Raw genomic sequence first — 18,121 nt, 5'->3', positions numbered from 1 at the left:
ACAGCGGCCGGGTCACCGGCTTCCAGCGGAGAGGAACCAACGCACCAGCTCCGTCGGCTGCGTTGAGGATGCTGACAGGGACGAACTGAGCGTCCGATGGACGGCTCTGATCAGTTCTGTCCGAGTGAACGGGGGATCGTACGGCTCATTGGCGCTGCGTTCCACGTCGTCGGCACTACCGCTCGCGCACGACGACATGGCCAGTACCAAGCCTGCCCAGGCGTTCGGCCGCGGTTCCGGGCAGAGCAACTCCTCCTCGTAGAGCTTCACTGCGTCCCCGGTTTCTCCCGCGACCAGCGCGAGGTCGGCGCGGGTCGCGCCGGGGACCTCCGCCGGCAGAAGCGTGGGGCGAGCCCGCAACCGTTCGAAATCCTCAGGTCGGACGATGCGCATCCGGTGCAGCACGGCCAACACGTCGAGACGGCAGGCCAGCGGATCGATGTGAAGGACCGAACTCTCGCTGTCACCGTCGCCCCTGCCCCAGGCCGTCGGAGCGGCCTGGCCGGCCTTCCAGGCAGCAACGGCTCGACGCACCGTCGCGTTCGCCGGCGTGAGATGGTGGGCGCGCCAGCCCAGGTGGTGATGCCAGGCTGCGACCGTGGCGGATTGCCGCGGCCCCTCGGCCACCGGCTCCCTCAGCCAGGGCGCCACCTGCGCCTGCAGGGAGCGGACCAGGTCCGCACCGGTTCCGGTCAGTGCGGCATGGGAATCCAAGGAGCTGAGGACCGACCAGGTCTGTCGACGCCAGAGCGAGAATTCAAATACGGCAAGTTCCGCTTCAGGGCCGCTGTCCCGGTGGAGCCGATCGCGCCAGAAGGCGGTCACGCCGGAGAAGGAATAGGCGCCGTGCAGAAGCCCGCCGAGCGGTCGCGGGTCGTCGCGCCAAGGGGCGTGAAACAGATCTGAACATTCCCCGAACAACGGTACTTGGTAGAGAAGGCCATTGAGCAGCGAATGGCGGAATTCGTGAATGAGTGTCACCGCCAGCTGTACTGCGGCCTGATGCTCGTCACTTCCTTCCGGTTCCGAAAGAAGGACGCATCCCGGGGCGTCCGAGGTGGAGGCACTGTACGGCCGCAGGATCTCACCGCGTGGCAGCGGTATCACCGACAGCAGCCCCGCCGAGAGTGCACGCGCGCTCGTGGGGTGCTCGCGCAACAGCAGGGACCAGGCCGCCTCGGTCAACTCCTGCCAGCGCCGGTGCGAGGCGGCATCGATCCTGGCAGCAGGTGGGGCAGTTTCGGTTAGTCCGTAGGGGCCCAGGTCGTCGACGGCCACGACGAGCAGGTGCTCGCCTGCCGCGGCCCGCAGCCGACGCAGGCCCTCCCATCCGGGCGCGTCGTTCTCGGGGTCGGCGGGGAGTTCCATGGTCTGGCCGTATGCGGACACGGTCGCGGCCCCGGACACAACGCGGACCTCGGCGAAGCCGCCCTCGCCCGGGTGGTCGAAGGTGGCGCGACCGAGGCCGGGCAACATGACGCTGCCGTCGCGGAGAGGGACGTCGATGGTGGCGTCGAGACAGGAGGCAATCGCTGCTCCTGCTGCGAGCTGACTCAGATAGCCGAGGTCGACCGCAAGTGGGAACCGGTAAGGTCCGTCCTCGGCGTCGGTGCTGCCGAGACGTCGGAGCAGTTGAGTGAGCCAGAGCCCGGTCTGCGGGTCGAGCAGGAGGCGTCGCACCAGGTCCGGGTCGCACTTCTCGGCGAGTACCAGAAGGTTCCAGGCTTCACTCAGTCGCCCCTGGGGCGCGCGGAACAGCAGCGTGCGCAGCATGAGCAGACGGTTGCTGAGTGCCGCTCCGAGGAGTGGCGCGACCACGGACTCGTGCTCGTACGCCGAACTAAGGGCCAGAAGGGCCTGGGATGATAAACGATGGCCGGCGGGGACACCAGCGGCTCCCCCCAGGAGCGAACTCTGCACGGGACTGCCTCAGCTCCCGTTGCTGCCGGCGATGGTTGCCAGCGGGCGTTCGACCCGGCTCAGCATGGACGCAATGGCTGGGCCAAGTGTGGTTTGGTCCAGTGAGGTGAGTTCTGCCAGCGAGACGCGAGTGAGATCAGGCAGCCATGACGTGAGCACACGGCTTGGCGGCGTCTCGGACAGGTCCATCGGCGGGCTCCTGAATGGGCTCGACCGGCCGAATCGCGCACATGTCTGAGGTGCGATTCAACCAGAGAAACAGATGGTGGGTAACTTTGCCATGAGTGGACAGTGAGTACCAATCGTGGGGTGCCCGTAGGGCCCCTGGTCGTTCAGGTTCTCCTGATGTTCTGATCTGACGATGTGAGTGTCCCGTATTAGGAGTAATTGAACAGCTGCGTCCGGCCGGGCGATAGGTCCAGGAAAGCTGGCGGCGAGCGAAGTCCCGCGTTCGACCCGTTGGGAGCTGCTCGCCCTTCGAATGTGTTTGCGTCGAACAGGACGCAGACTGGAGCGTCGCCACGCACTCACCTGTCCTTGCTCGTACGCTGGCCCCCATGCCCCGCCGCCATCTCAACCTGCGCACCGCAGGCACCGCGCTGATCGACAGCGAACTCGTCGCAGTCCGGGAGAGGATGGAGATCCCGGAGGGCTGGAGCCCCGAGGTGCTGGCCGAGGTCGAGCAGGCGGCCCGGACGCCCAGGCCGCCGCTCCACGATGCCACGGCGCTGCCGCTGTTCACCGTCGACCCGCCCGACTCCCGCGACCTCGACCAGGCCATGCACCTGGAGCGACGCGGCAGCGGCTATCGGGTTTACTACGCCATCGCCGACGTGGGCGCATTCGTCCGTCCCGGCGGGGCGATCGACGCCGAGGCCAGGCGCCGGGTGGAGACCCTCTACTTTCCCGACGTCCGGGTGCCGCTGCACCCGCCGCAGCTCTCCGAGGGAACGGCCAGCCTGCTCCCGGGCCAGGACGTCCCCGCCCTGCTCTGGCAGCTCGACCTGGACGCCGACGGGGTGCTGCTCTGCACCGACCTGCGCCGCGCCCTGGTCCGCAGCCGCCGCAAGCTCGACTACGCGGGCGTACAGCATGCCATCGACAGCGGCACCGCCGACGAGGCCCTGGCACTGCTCGGCGTCATCGGACCGCTGCGCGAGGAACGCGAACAGGACCGCGGCGGCATCAGCCTGCCCATCCCCGAGCAGGAGATCGAGCCGGTCGACGGCGGCTACGCCCTCAGCTACCGCGCACCGCGTCCCGCCGACGGCTGGAACGCGCAGATCTCCCTGCTCACCGGCATGGCGGCGGCGGAGATGATGCTCGACGGCGCCGTCGGCCTGCTGCGCACCCTCCCGGCCGCCCCGCGAAGCGCGCAGGACCGGCTGCGCCGCACCGCAGCCGCGCTCGGCGTGGACTGGCCGGCCGGCCTCCCGTACCCGCAGCTGATCCGCTCGCTCAACCCCGAGCTCCCGGCGCACGCCGCCTTCCTGAACGAGTGCACCGGCCTGCTGCGGGGCGCCGGCTACACCGCCTTCGACGGCAGCGTCCCGCCGGAGCCCGGCCATGCGGCCGTCGCCGCCCCGTACGCGCACTGCACCGCCCCGCTGCGCCGCCTGGCCGACCGCTTCGCCGGCGAGGTCTGCGCGGCGCTGGCGGCGGGGGAGCCGGTGCCGGACTGGGTACGGGCCGCGCTGCCGGAGATCCCCAAGCTGATGGAGACCGGCGACCGCCGCGCCCACGAGGTGGAACGCGCCAGCGTCGACCTGGTCGAGGCGGAACTGCTACGCGGCCGCGAGGGCGAGGTCTTCGACGGCGTGGTCGTCGACGTGGACGAGCGCAAGCAACTCACCGGCACCGTCCAACTCCGCGACCCGGCCGTCCGCGCCCGCCTCACCGACGACCGCCCGGGCGCCCTGGCCCTCCCGCTGGGCACCCACCTCCGGGTCCGCCTCACCATCGTCGAGCCCGGCAGCGGGACGGTGCGCTTCGCCCCGGCGTGAGGATCGGCTAGCCGACTAGCCGATCCGGGGCCAGTCGGAGGTGTCGAGAACGAAGTCGGTGCCGTCGGCGGTGAAGGTCACCGTCTCCCCGAAGGGGTAGGTCTCGGGCTCCGGGTACACCCCGTTCTCCGGCCTGGTGAACAGCGTGCACAGGCCCTTGTACGGGTCGGCGATGAGGTAGGAATCAATCCCGGCGACCGCATACTCCTGGACCTTGATGCCGTAGTCCTTCTCCCCGAGGTCGCTGGAGATGACCTCGATGGCCCCGGCGATGTCGCTTCGGGGCAACGGCTTGGCCGTCCTGGAGGCAGTGCTCCGCAGGATCGACACATCGGGGCAGAAACCACTCCTGGTGTGGGGAAACGGACTCAGTACGTCCGACAGGACCCGCCAGCGTGGCAACCCGGCGGCCCGAGCCGCTTCCTGCCCCGCCAGGATGATCTCGCTGTGCACACGCCCCTGAGGTGACAAGACGATCTCCCCACGTACCAGTTCGGACTTGAAACCGGGGGGAGCCTCGAGCTTCTCAAGAATGTCGAGCAGTTCCTGGTAAGTGAACACCTCGTGCGCAACCATCATGTGCCTACTCCTCCCCGGCGCTGCCGGTTCCCGAGCGCGTTGCGGTCCACAACCGACTTTATCGCCCAATGAGACGCCTTCGCCGAAGTCACGGGGGTCAGGAGCCTCGCTGTGAGCGGCTACCATGGTCCACACGGCGGACGAGCCGGCCGGGCGGTCGCGTTACACCCCTCACGGGGTGTGCCGAGGAACGTCCGGGCTCCACACGGCAGGGTGGTGGGTAACGCCCACCCGGGGTGACCCGCGGGAAAGTGCCACAGAAAACAGACCGCCGGCCGCTTCGGCAGCCGGTAAGGGTGAAACGGTGGTGTAAGAGACCACCAGTGCCCAGGGTGACCTGGGCAGCTAGGTAAACCCCACCTGGAGCAAGGTCAAGATGGAACGCCGGAAGGCGCTCCGCGCAGGCGTTCGAGGGCTGCCCGCCCGAGCCTGCGGGTAGACCGCTGGAGGCTGTCGGCAACGGCAGTCGTAGATGGATGACCGCCTCCGCGCGGGCCGCAAGGCCCCCGCGAGACAAAACCCGGCGTACAGGCCGACTCGTCCGCCGCCTGCAGAGCGGCCTCCGCTACGGCGGGGGCCTTCCTTTTGCCTACTCGCTTAGCGCCGGGCAATGCCGCCACCGGTTCACAGCTTGCGCAAAAGTGTTCAAGTGCCCACCCTGCTAGGCCGCTTCTTGGCAAGATGCCTTCGTGGTCGATCAGTATCGACATGGTCGAGGATCAGGCGGGGAAGGGCATGAACGCGGAGATACGGGTCGTGGGGGAAGCCGGCAGGGCCGAGGTGGCCGAGCTGGGACGTTGGCTGGCGGCTCAGCGGGGCCTCGTGGGCAGAGTCGTCCAGGTGCAGGGGGAGGTCGGTGAGCAGGAGTTGAGCGGCGGGGCCGTTGAACTCCTGTCGGTGGCCATCGGCTCGGGCGGTGTGGTCTCGGTACTGAGCAGCGCCCTCAGCGCCTGGCTCGGTGGTCGGCAGCAGACGATCAAGATCACGGTTGACGGGAGGAGTGCGGAATTTCCCACCGGCACCAAGCCCGAGGCCGTGGCGCAGTACCTCAAGGCGGTCAAGGGCGACGACGCTCGTGCCTGAGGGGTCTGTGGGCATCGACTACGCCCATTCCCGCGCCATTCTGATCGGCGTGGCCCAGTACGACGACGAGGATTTCCGCCCCGTCCCGGCTGCGGCGAACAGTCTGGCTGCGATGCAGGCCATGCTCACCGACCCGACGCTGGGCGGATGGCCGGAGGAGCGCGTCTCGGTCTACCTGGACCCGCGCGCCACAGGTGCGTTCGCAGCACAGCTGGCGGACCTGGCGGCCTCAGCCGAGGACGCGCTGTTCCTCTACTTCGTGGGGCACGGCACTCTGAGCGCCAGGTCAGAGCTCTGTCTGACGCTGAGTGATACCGACAGACGGCACGCCGACATGACCGGGTTGGAGTACCGCAAGGTCAAGGAGGTCCTCCGGCGCAGTCCGGCGAGACTCAAGGCCGTGGTGCTCGACTGCTGTTTCTCCGGGCAGGCCATCGAGTCGCTCGGCGGCGACGTCATCGACAGCATGGTCGCCACGGGCACCACCGTCATCACCGCCGCCGATCACGATCAGACCGCCCATGTGGTGCCTGCCGCAGAGCAGGTGGAAGCGTGCACCTCCTTCACCCGCCACCTGCTGGACGTCGTCAAAGCAGGTCGGCCGCACGGTACGGAGACCCTCACCCTCCAGGAGATCTATCCGCTGCTGCGGAACCGGCTGGTGGAGCGCGGACTCCCGGAGCCGAATCAGCGCACCACGGACACCGCCGGCCTCTTCCCGCTGGCGCGCAACCGCGCCCATCTGGCAGCAGTGATGCAGAGCGTCGAGGTGCCGTCCACAGCGTCGACCGAGCTCGGGGTGGGGGAGCGCTACGCATTGGTGGTGTGGCGCAAGAGCGTCACTCTGCTGGCTGACCCGACCGGTCGTTGGTACGGAGAGACCGGGCGTGACGAGCAGGTGCAGCAGGAGGCCGACCGGATGTGGTGGCCCATAGCGCGATGGCGCATCCCGAACCTCAAGGCACTGGTCGTGGTCAGCGACGGCCGAGTCCATCGCATACGCGAAGTGTTCGGGGTGGACGAGGAGCGCACCGCCGCTGGCGACAACGGCAAGCTGGCGCTGCAGGTGAGTGCGCCCTTGCTGGCTCCGGAACGGCTGGCGGAACGGCTACCCGGATTGCCCTTCGCACTCGGTGATGCCCATCCAGCCGTGCAGGGACGGATGCGCGAGTATGTGACCTTCTGAGGATCCTCAGTGTGGTGTGGTAGTGGCCTGTTCGTTTGCAGAGAATCCAAGTGATGGTCAGGAGCCGTTGTGGGGAACCTCGAGAGTGGCCAGGAGCCGGCCGCCGGTCTGTACGAGCAACTGGTGACACGGACCGTCGAGGAACAGGTCGAAGCTCTGCGAAGTGCGGGCTGGCAGGTTGTGGAGGCGCCGGTCGGTACGGAGTCGTCACCGCATGTACTGGCTCGCTACCTGGGACAACGCGCTGCGGAGGCCCTCGCCGCGTTGCCTGAGGAGCAACGGGTCGCCGCGGCGAACGAGGTTCTGCGCGCCCTTGAGCAGCGACGCGATGGCGGCCCCGCGGAGCGCATCGCCGACGGCCCACGGCAACTCCTGGCCATCGCCGAGAAGGAGGCGCCGGGGGTGTACACGGTCCGGCCGGCCACCCCCCTGTCCGAGTCCGCCCTGCTCACCAATGCTCCGGAGGACCCGAGTCTGGGTACCGAACTGCGAGCCGAGTTGGCCACCGCCGACCGGGTCGACCTGATCTGCGCCTTCGTCAAATGGTACGGGTTGCGCGTTCTGGAGGAGCCGCTGCGCGCCGCCGCAGCCCGCGACGTACCGATCCGGGTCGTCACCACGACGTACATGGGGGCTACGGACCGCTATGCGCTGGACCGTCTGGTGCGCGAGTTCGGGGCGGAGGTGAAGGTCAACTATGAGCTGCGCTCCACCCGGCTGCACGCCAAGGCATGGCTGTTCCGCCGCCGCAGCGGGTTCGACACGGCGTACGTCGGCAGTTCGAACCTCTCCCGCGCCGCGCTGTTGGACGGCGTGGAGTGGAACGTGCGGCTGTCCTCGGTCAGTACTCCCGCGGTGCTGAAGAAGTTCGAGGCGACCTTTGAGTCGTACTGGAGCGACCCCTCCTTCGAGCTCTACACCCCCGACCAGGACGCGTCCCGGCTCGACGAGGCGCTGCGCTCGGCCTCCGGGCGCGGTGGAAGTGACGGCGGCCAGGAGACCACCCGCATCAGCCTGTCCGGCCTGGAGGTCCGCCCCTATCCTCACCAGCGCGACATGCTCGACCAGTTGAATGCCGAGCGTGAGGTCCATGGTCTGCACCGGAATCTCCTGGTCGCGGCCACCGGCACCGGCAAGACCGTAATGGCGGCCCTGGACTACCGTGCGATGCTGCGCAAGCTCGGGCGGAAGCCGGAGCAACTCTCGCTGCTCTTCGTCGCGCACCGGCAGGAGATCCTCAAGCAGTCGCTGCGCACCTATCAGGATGTGCTGACCGACGCCAATTTCGGCGAACTGCTGGTCGGCGGCAAGGTGCCGGAGAACTGGCGGCATGTCTTCGCGAGCGTGCAGTCGCTGGGACGCGACCGGCTCGAAGAACTGGCGCCCGACCACTTCGACGTCATCGTCATCGACGAGTTCCACCACAGCACCGCGCCGACCTATCGGCGGATCATCGACCACTTCCAGCCGAGGGAACTGCTCGGGCTCACGGCGACCCCCGAGCGCGGCGACGGTCGGCACGTCCACGTCGAGTACTTCGATGGCCGCATCGCCGCCGAGATGCGGCTGTGGGAGGCCCTGGAGAACGACCTGCTCAGCCCGTTCCACTATTTCGGCATCGCCGACAACACCGACCTGTCCACGGTCGGCTGGCGCCGAGGGGCGTATGACCCGGACGAGTTGGACCGACTCTTCACCGGCGACGAGGCCCGTGCCCGACTCGTCGTCAAAGCGCTGCAGGACAAGGTTGCCGAACCGCAGCGGATGCGCGCGCTCGGCTTCTGCGTCTCCGTCAGCCACGCCTACTTCATGGCGGAGTACTTCCGCAGAGCCGGAATCGCCGCGGGCGCCGTGGACGGCAGCACGCCACAGTCCGAGCGCGACGCCGCGCTCGAGTCGCTGCGGCGGGGCGACCTGCAGGTGTTGTTCTCCGTCGATCTGTTCAACGAGGGCCTGGACATCCCGGACGTGGACACGCTGCTGCTCCTTCGTCCCACCCAGAGTGCGACGGTCTTCCTCCAGCAACTCGGGCGCGGCCTGCGGCGCACCGAGGACAAGCCGGTGCTGACCGTCATAGATTTCGTGGGCCAGCACCGGGCCGAGTTCCGCATCGAGGAGCAGTTCCGAGCGCTGACCAACCTCACGCGGCGGCGCCTGGTCGAGCACGTCGAGCAGGACTTCCCGCAGTTGCCCTCCGGCTGCCAGATCATCCTGGATCGCAAGTCCAAGCAGGCGGTCCTCGACAACATCAAGGCCCAACTCAATCTCGGCATCAAGGGACTGACGAACGAGGTGCGCGAGTACGCCCGCCCGGAGTTGGCCGAGTATCTAAGGGAGAGCCGCCGCGAGCCGGTCGACCTCTACCGTGGCCGCAGTAGTTGGACGACTCTGCTGCGCCGCGCCGGCCTGCTGGACGGCGAGCCTCCGGCGGGCGAGGACGCGCTGCTCAAGCGGGTCCCCACGTTCCTGCACGCAGCCGACCCGCTACGGGTCGCGGCGTACACCGAGATCCTGTCCGACGATGCCCCCGACTACGGAGAATTGACGGAGCAACAGCGCGGTTTCGCTCACATGCTCTTCTTCTCCCTCTGGCCCACCGGCGGCGGCTTCGCCGACTACCGGGCGGGATTCGACAGCCTGCGCGAGCAGAGCGCCTTCCGCAGCGAGGTTCGGCAGTTGCTGGCCTGGAACCTGGACCACACGCGCCGCCCCACCAGTCCGCTGTTGGGAGCTCACAGCAGCGTGCCGTTGGCGCTGCATGCCGAGTACTCGCGCGAGGAGATCCTGCCGGCGCTCCAGGCCGCCGAGCTCGGGGGCTTTGTGCCTGGCAACTTCCGCGAGGGTGTGAAGTGGTGCCCGGCCATCAACACCGACGCCCTCATGGTCACCCTCACCAAGGATGAGAAGGACTTCAGCCCCACCACCCGCTACCACGACTACGCTCTCAGCCCGACCCTCTTCCACTGGGAGTCCCAGAACAGCACCTCGCCGACCTCCGGGGTGGGCATGCGCTACCGCCAGCATCGGGAGCAGGGCAGTCATGTGCTGCTGTTCGTCCGCCGCTTCAAGAACACCGACTCCGGCGGACCCCAGCCGTGGACCCTGCTGGGGCCGGTGGACTACAAGTCGCACGAGGGCAGCAAGCCGATGGCCGTGGTTTGGCAGGTACGCACCCCGATCCCGGCCGACATCGAGCTCTACTCAGCCGTCGCCGGCGTCGGCTGACGCAGAGCGCGCTCCACCCGGCACGTTCCGCTGTGGCGGTCCCCGGGTTCTGCCGTTGCCATCAGCCGATCGGTTGATGGTGCGGCTCCACCGGACGGTCATCGGCTTCTGGCCGGTCAGGCGATTCGGCGACCCCGGCACCGCGCCGAGACTGGCTGTTGTCGGCGAAGGGCGTCGGCGGGTGGGCTCGGGTGAGCGGGCGGGAGTCGTGGGTGATGTCGGTGCCGGTGATCGAGGTGGAGCGGCTGCGGAAGCAGTACGGGGAGCGGACGGCTGTGGCCGATGTGTCGTTCTCGGTGAACGAGGGCGAGATCTTCGGGATCCTGGGGCCCAACGGGGCCGGGAAGACCACCACGGTGGAGTGCATCGGCGGGCTGCGGCGCGCGGACGGCGGCAGGCTGCGGGTGCTCGGGTTGGATCCGGTCGGGGACCGGGCCCGGGTCGTCGCCGAGCTCGGGGTGCAGCTGCAGCACAGTGAGCTGCCGCCCAACCTCAAGGTGGGCGAGGCGCTGCGGCTGTACAGCTCCTTCTACGAACGCCCGGCCGACTGGCGGGAGTTGCTGGAGGTGCTGGGCCTCGGTCCGCAGGCCGGGACCCGGTACGGGAAGTTGTCCGGAGGACAGCAGCAGCGGCTGTCGATCGCGCTGGCGCTGGTCGGCAACCCCCGGGTGGCGATCCTCGACGAGCTGACCACCGGTCTGGACCCGGCCGCGCGACGCGACACCTGGGAGCTGATCGAGTCGGTGCGGGACCGGGGCGTGACCATCCTGCTGGTCACGCACTTCATGGCGGAGGCGGAGCGGCTCTGCGACCGGGTGGCGGTGATCGACACCGGACGGGTGGTCGCCCTGGACACGCCCGCCGAGCTGACCGCGCGCCTGGACGTGCAGCAGCGGATCCGCTTCGTGCCGTCCGTCCCGATCGAGGACTCCCTGCTCGCCGACCTGCCCGAGGTCGAGTCGGTGAGCCGGCGCGGGGACGAGGTGCTGGTGGTCGGCGGTGCCGACGCGCTGGCCGCGGTGGCCGCGCGGCTGGCCCGGCAGGGGGTGCTGGCGCACCGGCTGCGGGTCGAGCAGCCGAGCCTGGACGACGCCTTCCTCGCCATCACCGGGCGGGACGAGGTGACGGACCCGGGCCCAGGTGTCCGACCGTTGCGTCACGACCGCTGACACGAGACATCGGGACATAGAGATACGACCCACGAGACACGACCGTTGACTTCGAGGAGTTTGCCATGACCACCGTCGCATCCCCCGCATCCACGCCCGCACCCGCGCCGGCCGGCGCGATGGCCGTCCGACGTAGGGCGTTCTGGCTGCTGGCCCGGACCGAGGCGCTGCTGTTCTTCCGCAACGCCGGGTCGGTCGTGTGGACCGCCCTGCTGCCGATCGTCGCCGTGGTGGTGCTGGGCATCGTCCCCGGCACCCGTCACGCCAGCCGGTCCTTCGGCGGGCTCAGTCCGCTGCAGGTATACGTGCCGATCCTGATGATGTACGTGTTCCTGATGGCGGCCGTGAACATGCTTCCGGCGGTGCTCAGCAGCTATCGGGAGAAGGGCGTGCTGCGCCGGCTGTCCACGACGCCGGTGCCGCCCGGCCGTCTGCTCGGCGCTCAAGGGCTGATCTACCTTGGGCTGGGCGTCGTCATCGACGTGGTGATCCTGGTGGTCGCGACGGTCTGCGGGGCGCCGGCGCCGCGACAGTTCGGCGGCTTCGTGGTGTCGCTGCTGCTGGTAGCCGCGGCCACGCTGGGGATCGGGATGCTGATCACCGCCATCGCCAAGACCGAGCGGATCGCCAACGCGCTGGGGCTGGTCACCTTCTTCCCGCTGATGTTCTTCGCCGGGCTGTGGATCCCCCGGGACAAGATGAACGTGCCGCTGCGCACGATCAGCGACTACAGCCCGCTGGGTGCCGGTGTGCGCGCCCTGCAGGCGTCCATCGCCGGGCACTGGCCGCCCACCGCGGCGCTGCTGGTGCTGGCCGGGTACGCGATCGTCTGCGGCTTCGCGGCGTCGCGGATGTTCCGCTGGGAGTGACACCATCGAGACCATGACTGCTGTCCCCGTTCCGGATGCCTGGCAGGCCCGCTCCGATCGCCTGGCCCGGCTGCTGCTCCTGCCGATCCTGGGCGTGGCCACGACGCTGGCCGTGCTGGGCCCCTCGGACAGTGGCGGTCCGTCGCTCACCTCGGCCCACGGTCTGACCGGTACGGTCGCCGTCGCCGTGGCCGCCTGCTGGTCGGCGGCGCTGATCCGCTACCCGGTCACCGGGGTGCCGGGCAACGTACGGGCCGTGGTCTTCTGCGTGCACATCCTGCTGAGCGGAGTCCTGGTCTGGGCGAACCCCTGGTTCGGGGTGTTCGCCTTCAGCTGCTACTTCTTCGCCGACGAGCTGGAGCCGGACCGTCGCAAGGCCGCGTTCGTCCTGGTCGCCGCGGTGCTCTCGGCCTCGCAGACCAACGGCTATCCGGTGGCCTGGAACCTGCACACCGTGATCTACCTGGTGATGGTGGCCTTCAACGTCACAGCGGTCCTGTTCATGGTCGGCCTGCTCAATCGGGTACTGGAGCAGAACACCGAGCGGGGCCGGATGATCGACGACCTGGGTGAGGCCAACCGCCGGTTGCAGGAGTCGATGGCCGAGAACGCCGGCCTGCACGCCCAACTCCTGGTCCAGGCGCGCGAAGCGGGCATCGTCGAGGAACGGCAGCGGCTGGCGGGCGAGATCCACGACACCCTGGCGCAGGGACTGACCGGCATCATCACCCAACTGGAGGCCGCCCGGCGGGCACGCCACGACGAGCCGGAGTGGAACCGCCACCTGGACCTGGCGGACTCGCTGGCCCGGGCCAATCTCACCGAGGCCCGCCGGTCGGTACGGGCGCTGCGTCCGGAGCAGTTGGAGCGGGCCACGCTGCCGGAGGCCATCGAGGCCCTCGCCCGGAGCTGGTCCGAGCAGTCGGCCATCGCCGCCGAGGTGGAGACCACCGGGATCCCGGCTCCGATGGGCACGGACGTGGAGGCGGCGCTGTTCCGGGTCGCGCAGGAGGCACTGGCGAACGTCGGCAAGCACGCCCGGGCCACCCAGGTGCATCTGACCCTCAGTTATCTTGACGACATGCTGCTGCTCGACGTCGCCGACGACGGGGTGGGATTCACGCCCGCCGACGAAACCGCCCCCGCCGGCGAAGCCGGTCGCTCCGCAGACGAAGCCGGTCCCTCCGGCGACGAAGCCGGCTCCTCCGGCGACTCCCACCGCTCCGGCGGCTACGGCCTGCCCGGGATGCGGCGCCGGCTGGAACGCCTCTCGGGCAACCTCAACGTGGAGTCCACCCCCGGCTACGGCACCACCGTCAATGCCGCCGTCCCGGTCCGCGACCCGGCGCTGGGGGCGGTCCGATGAGCCCGATCCGGCTGCTGATCGTGGACGACCACCCGGTCATGCGCGACGGCCTGCGCGGGGTCTTCGCCGGCGACGACGCGTTCGAGGTCGTCGGCGAGGCTGGGGACGGAGCGGAGGCGGTGCGGCAGGCGCAGCGGACCGACATCGGCGTCGACGTCATCCTGATGGACCTGCGGATGCCCGGCACCGGCGGCGTCGAGGCCATCACCCGGCTGCGCGAACTGCGGCATCCCGCCCGGGTGCTGGTGCTGACCACCTTCGACACCGACCGTGACGTGCTGCCCGCGATCGAGGCCGGGGCCACCGGCTACCTGCTCAAGGACGCACCGCGGGAGGAGCTGATCCGCGCGGTGCGGGCGGCCAACGCCGGCCAGTCGGTGCTCGCTCCGTCCATCGCGGGGGCCCTGATGGGTCGGCTCGGGGTGCGCGAGGCGGGCAGTCTCAGCCCGCGCGAACTGGAGGTGCTCCGCAGGGTCGCGGCCGGTGCCACCAACCAGGCGGTCGCCCGCGAACTGCACGTCAGCGAGGCCACCATCAAGACCCATCTGATGCACCTCTACACCAAGCTCGGGGTGCGGGACCGCGCGGCGGCGGTGGCGGCGGCGTACGAGCGCGGGCTGCTCGGGCGCGACTGAGCCGCGGGGGTTCCGGGGCGGTTCCGGGGCGGATCCGGAGCGGTTCCCTAGCGGTTGCAGGGCGGAACTGGGGCGCTTGCGGAAGGTTCGTGCCGACGGCGGTGAGCTGATCGGCCGTCCGTGATCGATTGACCCGGCGGTCGGCGGTTCCCCACGTCGTGACAGCAGGTATAACTACGGCATGAACAGGAAGCCGCCGTCCAATGGTTCGGTCACGCTCGAGGACGTGGCCCGGGTCGCAGGCGTGTCCCGGGCCACGGTTTCGCGTGTCATCAACGGCAGCACCACCGTGGATCCCGCCATGCGTCGGCTGGTCGAGGACGCCGTGGCCGCCACCGACTACGTCCCCAACCGGGCAGCGCGTTCCCTGGTCACCCGGCGCACCGACTCGATCGCCCTGGTCGTCTCCGAGGCCGAGCAGCGCAACGTCGCCGACCCTTTCCTCGGCCGGATGTTCACCGACCCCTTCTTCGGCCGGATGGTCACCGGCGTCATGGAGGTCATCCGCCCGCGCGGCGTGCAACTGGTGCTGATGCTGGTGGACGACGCCGATTCCCGTACCCACCTGGTCAGCTATCTGCGCCAGGGGCACGTGGACGGCGTGGTGCTGATCTCGGGTCATGCGGCGGACCCGCTGCCCGGGCTGCTCGCCGACGCCGCCGTTCCGGCGGTGCTGTCCGGCCGACCCGGGCAGCCCACTCCGATCAGCTTCGTCGAGGCCGACCAGCGCGCCGGTACGGTACTCGGGGTCGAGCACCTGGTCGCCATCGGCCGCCGCAGGATCGCCACGCTCACCGGCCCGCTGGACATGCCGTCCGCCCAGGAGCGGCTGGCCGGCTTCCGGCAGGCGATGGCCGCGCACGGCCTGGCGGAGGCCGGGGTGGTCGAGGGCGACTTCACCCAGGCCGGCGGCGCCGCGGCGATGCGGCTGCTGCTGGAGCAGGCCCCCGAGCTGGACGCGGTCTTCATCGCCTCCGACCTGATGGCCCTGGGCGCGGTCCCGGTCCTCAACCGGGCCGGCCGCAGGATCCCCGAGGACGTGGCGCTGGTCGGCTTCGACGACAGCAGCGCGGCGCTGGCCTGCGACCCGCAGCTCACCACGGTCCGGCAGCCGCTGGAGGAGATGGCGTCCCGGATGGCGCAGTTGCTGCTGCAGCAGATCGCGGAACCGGAGGAGTCGCTGCAGTCGGTGGTGTTCCAGCCGACGCTGGTGATCCGCGGATCGGCGTAGCCCTACTCCCGCCGGAGTAGTCGAAGTGCCGCTCCGGCTACGACGCGCGGGTGCGGCCGGCGCGGCAGGGTGGGCACATGTCCGCCGAGACCTCCGACCACACCGCGTCGAGCATCCCTTCCGCAGCGACGCCCGCCGCGCTGACGCCTGCCGCAGCGACGCCTGCCGTACCGACCCGGGCCGCTGTTGCCGCGCCGCCGCTGTTCCGGTTGTCGCGGCGCGGGCGGCGGCTGTGGGTGCTGCTGCACGTGGTGACGTCCGTCGGGTGGCTGGGGCTGGACCTGGGGGTGCTGGCGCTGGGGGTGACGGGGCGTTGGTTCACGCCCGGGGACGGGGAGTTGGGGGTGTACCGGGCGATCGACCTGCTCGGGTACGCGGTGGTGCTGCCGGTCGCGCTGGTCGCGGGCGTGTCCGGGGTGGTGCTGTCGCTGGGGACGTACTGGGGGCTGCTGCGGTACCGCTGGGTGGTGATCAAGCTGGTGCTGACGCTGGTGGCCCTGGTCGCTACGGTGTTCGCGCTGCTGCCGCTGATGGACCGGGCCGTGGCGAACTGCCTGGCCGGTGGCGGGCCCGGTGGGGCCGGGAACAGCCTGGTTGCGGCGCCGATCGTGGCCGGGACGCTCTACACCACGGCGACGGCGCTCTCGGTCTACAAGCCGAGGGGCTCACGCAGGCGGGCGTCGATGCCCTAGTTTCTGGCCATGGATATGTTCGGCAAGATCGACATTCGGACCACGGACCAGCGGCTGGCGGACATCGAGGCCAAGCTCGACTCGATCATCGCCCATCTGGGGATCGGCGCGGCGGCGGCGCAGGCGACGCCGACGGGACCGGCGGCACCGGTGGACGCGGCGCCGGTGGCGTACGACGCCACCGATCCGCGCGGGATGCCCGAGGTGATGGCGTTCCTCCGGCAGGACAAGCTGATCCAGGCCATCAAGGCGTACCGGGAGCTCACCCACGTGGGGCTGCTGGAGGCGAAGCAGGCGGTGGAGCAGGTGGCCCGGGCGGAGCCGGGGGAACGGGGAGGCGGGAGCCGCTGGCGGCGGTGAGGTCGGGGTTCTGCTGTTCTTCGGCTGCGGGTCGCGAGGGGTTGGTCGCGCAGTTCCCCGCGCCCCTATGGGGCTGCAACTTGCCCGCTGTGCGGAACGGAACTAATCCGCGGTGGCGATCAGGGTTTCCAGTTTCACGTCCGGGTTGCTGCGGACGAAGCTGTTCATCTGCCACTTGTCGCCGAACAGGGCCAGCAGCACGTCGTCGGAGCGGCGGGTCAGTGCCTCGCCGGTGACCAGGCGGCTGCGGCCGAGGACGGCGGCGCCCTCGGCGTCGGTGACCCGGGCGATGTTGTAGGGCAGGTAGTCCAGCGCGATGGGGGACGAGAACTCGTGCTCCATCCGGTGCAGCACGACGTCGAACTGCATCGGGCCGACGGCGGCCAGGACCGGCGCCTGGTCGCCGCGGCGGTCGGAGACCAGCACCTGCACCACGCCTTCCTCGTCCAGCTGCGAGATGCCCTTGCGGAACTGCTTGGAGCGGCTGATGTCCTTGGGGCGGGCCACCGCGAAGTGCTCCGGGGCGAACGCCGGCAGCGGCGGGAACTCGGCCTTCTTGCCCGCGTAGAGGGTGTCGCCGACGCGCAGCGCCGTCGCGTTGATCAGGCCGACCACGTCGCCGGGGTAGGAGGTGTCGACGACGGTGCGCTCCGCGCCGAAGACGGTGTGGGCGTACTTGGTGGCGAAGGAGCGGCCGCTCGCGGCCCGGGTGACCGACATGCCGCGCTCGAAGACGCCGGAGCAGACCCGGACGAAGGCGATGCGGTCGCGGTGGGCCGGGTCCATGTTCGCCTGGATCTTGAAGACCAGGCCGGAGAAGTCGGACTCCACCGGGCGGGAGCCGGTGGTCGCCAGCGGGCGCGGGCCGGGGGCCGGGGCCAGGTCGACCACGGCGTCCAGCAGCAGGCCCACGCCGATGTTGGTGAGCGCGGCGCCGAAGAACACCGGGGTGATCCTTCCGGCCCGGAACTCCTCCTCGTCCCAGCCGGGGCCGGAGGAGAGGACGAGCTCCATCTCCTCCAGGGCGGTCTGCCAGACCTCGCCCTCCTGCTCGGCGGCCTGATCGGCCGTCAGCTTCTCCTCCTCGGCCTTGTGGGTGCCGCCGGGGACGCGGGTGAAGCGGCGCATCTGCTCCGGGTTGCTCGCCTCGACCAGCCCGCGCAGGTTGCCGGCGTTGCCGACCGGCCAGACCACCGGCACCGGGGTGATCTCCAGGACGTTCTGGATGTCGTCCAGCAGTTCCAGCGACTCGCGGCCGCGGCGGTCCCACTTGTTGATGAAGGTGATCACCGGGACGCCGCGGTGGCGGCAGACCGAGAACAGCTTGCGGGTCTGCTCCTCCAGGCCCTTGGCCGCGTCCACCAGCATGATCGCGCAGTCGACGGCGGAGAGGACGCGGTAGGTGTCCTCGGAGAAGTCGGCGTGGCCGGGGGTGTCGACCAGGTTCATCACGTGGTCGCGGTGCCCGAACTGCAGCGCGGCGGAGGTGACCGAGATCCCGCGCTCCTTCTCCAGCTCCATCCAGTCCGAGGTGACGCCCTTGCGCCCGCTCTTGCCGTGGACTGCACCGGCCGAGGTGATCGCCTGCGCGTGCAGGGCCAGGGCCTCGGTGAGGGTGGACTTACCGGCGTCGGGGTGGCTGATCACGGCGAAGGTTCGCCGCCGCGAGGCTTCCTGGAGGACCTGGGTCGCGCTGGCGGGCTGGTCGGAGCTCACGGTGATTTCCTCGGTCCTGAAGCATGCGGGGGAACAAACCACCTTAACGAGGAACCCGCCCCCGAGTCGAACCACGCTCCTACCCAG

15 protein-coding genes and 1 other RNA gene are annotated in these 18,121 nt (G+C 69.8%); 12 read left to right on the top strand and 4 right to left on the bottom strand.

The features are described from left to right. Positions 1-12: 12 nt before the first annotated feature. The gene (locus ABUW04_RS24375; protein ID WP_380566601.1) at positions 13-1,773 is read right to left on the bottom strand and encodes an HEXXH motif domain-containing protein; all 1,761 of its coding nucleotides are present in this window, start codon (positions 1,771-1,773) and stop codon (positions 13-15) included. 156 nt (positions 1,774-1,929) lie between these two features. Further along, complete coding sequence (locus tag ABUW04_RS24370; protein ID WP_157623635.1) at positions 1,930-2,109, bottom strand: hypothetical protein; 180 nt, start codon at positions 2,107-2,109, stop codon at positions 1,930-1,932. A 368-nt stretch (positions 2,110-2,477) separates the two neighbouring features. On the opposite strand from ABUW04_RS24370, the gene ABUW04_RS24365 reads away from it, so the two are divergent. After that, positions 2,478-3,923, top strand: coding sequence for an RNB domain-containing ribonuclease (locus ABUW04_RS24365; protein ID WP_380566600.1), 1,446 nt, complete (start codon positions 2,478-2,480; stop codon positions 3,921-3,923). 15 nt (positions 3,924-3,938) lie between these two features. On the opposite strand, the gene ABUW04_RS24360 is transcribed toward ABUW04_RS24365, so the two are convergent. Then, complete coding sequence (locus ABUW04_RS24360) at positions 3,939-4,499, bottom strand: Uma2 family endonuclease (protein WP_380566599.1); 561 nt, start codon at positions 4,497-4,499, stop codon at positions 3,939-3,941. A gap of 144 nt (positions 4,500-4,643) precedes the next feature. Here ABUW04_RS24360 and rnpB point away from each other — a divergent pair. The 11 genes from rnpB to ABUW04_RS24305 all read left to right on the top strand — a co-directional run bounded on the left by rnpB (position 4,644) and on the right by ABUW04_RS24305 (position 16,318). Next, an RNA gene (gene rnpB, locus ABUW04_RS24355) (RNase P RNA component class A) lies at positions 4,644-5,046 on the top strand. A 164-nt stretch (positions 5,047-5,210) separates the two neighbouring features. Further along, complete coding sequence (locus ABUW04_RS24350) at positions 5,211-5,585, top strand: effector-associated constant component EACC1 (RefSeq protein ID WP_380566598.1); 375 nt, start codon at positions 5,211-5,213, stop codon at positions 5,583-5,585. A gap of 7 nt (positions 5,586-5,592) precedes the next feature. Further along, complete coding sequence (locus ABUW04_RS24345) at positions 5,593-6,771, top strand: caspase family protein (protein ID WP_380566597.1); 1,179 nt, start codon at positions 5,593-5,595, stop codon at positions 6,769-6,771. Between the two features lie 69 nt (positions 6,772-6,840). Then, positions 6,841-9,996: a DUF3427 domain-containing protein gene (locus ABUW04_RS24340; protein WP_380566596.1), complete on the top strand. Its 3,156-nt coding sequence runs from the start codon at positions 6,841-6,843 to the stop codon at positions 9,994-9,996. A 221-nt stretch (positions 9,997-10,217) separates the two neighbouring features. Continuing rightward, the gene (locus tag ABUW04_RS24335; RefSeq protein ID WP_380566759.1) at positions 10,218-11,165 is read left to right on the top strand and encodes an ABC transporter ATP-binding protein; all 948 of its coding nucleotides are present in this window, start codon (positions 10,218-10,220) and stop codon (positions 11,163-11,165) included. Between the two features lie 65 nt (positions 11,166-11,230). Further along, positions 11,231-12,034 carry an ABC transporter permease gene (locus tag ABUW04_RS24330; RefSeq protein ID WP_380566595.1) on the top strand — a complete coding sequence of 268 codons (804 nt, stop codon included), beginning with the start codon at positions 11,231-11,233 and terminating at the stop codon, positions 12,032-12,034. A gap of 13 nt (positions 12,035-12,047) precedes the next feature. Continuing rightward, positions 12,048-13,400, top strand: a complete 1,353-nt coding sequence (locus ABUW04_RS24325; RefSeq protein ID WP_380566594.1) for a sensor histidine kinase — start codon at positions 12,048-12,050, stop codon at positions 13,398-13,400. Further along, a complete protein-coding gene (locus ABUW04_RS24320) occupies positions 13,397-14,035 on the top strand; it encodes a response regulator (RefSeq protein WP_380566593.1) in 639 nt (212 codons plus the stop codon). The genes ABUW04_RS24325 and ABUW04_RS24320 overlap by 4 nt, the downstream gene beginning before the upstream one ends. Positions 14,036-14,216: 181 nt before the next feature. Beyond that, on the top strand, positions 14,217-15,266 hold the full coding sequence (locus ABUW04_RS24315) for a LacI family DNA-binding transcriptional regulator (RefSeq protein WP_380566592.1): 1,050 nt from the start codon (positions 14,217-14,219) through the stop codon (positions 15,264-15,266). 77 nt (positions 15,267-15,343) lie between these two features. Continuing rightward, complete coding sequence (locus tag ABUW04_RS24310) at positions 15,344-15,958, top strand: DUF2269 domain-containing protein (RefSeq protein WP_380566591.1); 615 nt, start codon at positions 15,344-15,346, stop codon at positions 15,956-15,958. 9 nt (positions 15,959-15,967) lie between these two features. Then, on the top strand, positions 15,968-16,318 hold the full coding sequence (locus ABUW04_RS24305) for a hypothetical protein (RefSeq protein WP_380566590.1): 351 nt from the start codon (positions 15,968-15,970) through the stop codon (positions 16,316-16,318). Between the two features lie 102 nt (positions 16,319-16,420). On the opposite strand, the gene ABUW04_RS24300 is transcribed toward ABUW04_RS24305, so the two are convergent. After that, on the bottom strand, positions 16,421-18,034 hold the full coding sequence (locus tag ABUW04_RS24300) for a peptide chain release factor 3 (protein WP_030251301.1): 1,614 nt from the start codon (positions 18,032-18,034) through the stop codon (positions 16,421-16,423). Between the last annotated feature and the right edge of the window lie 87 nt (positions 18,035-18,121).

This window comes from Streptacidiphilus jeojiensis (assembly GCF_042510965.1).
Taxonomy (GTDB): Bacteria; Actinomycetota; Actinomycetes; order Streptomycetales; family Streptomycetaceae; genus Streptacidiphilus; species Streptacidiphilus jeojiensis.
The sequence above is the reverse complement of the archived record's forward strand: the minus strand, read 5'-3'. Positions and strand labels throughout refer to the sequence as shown.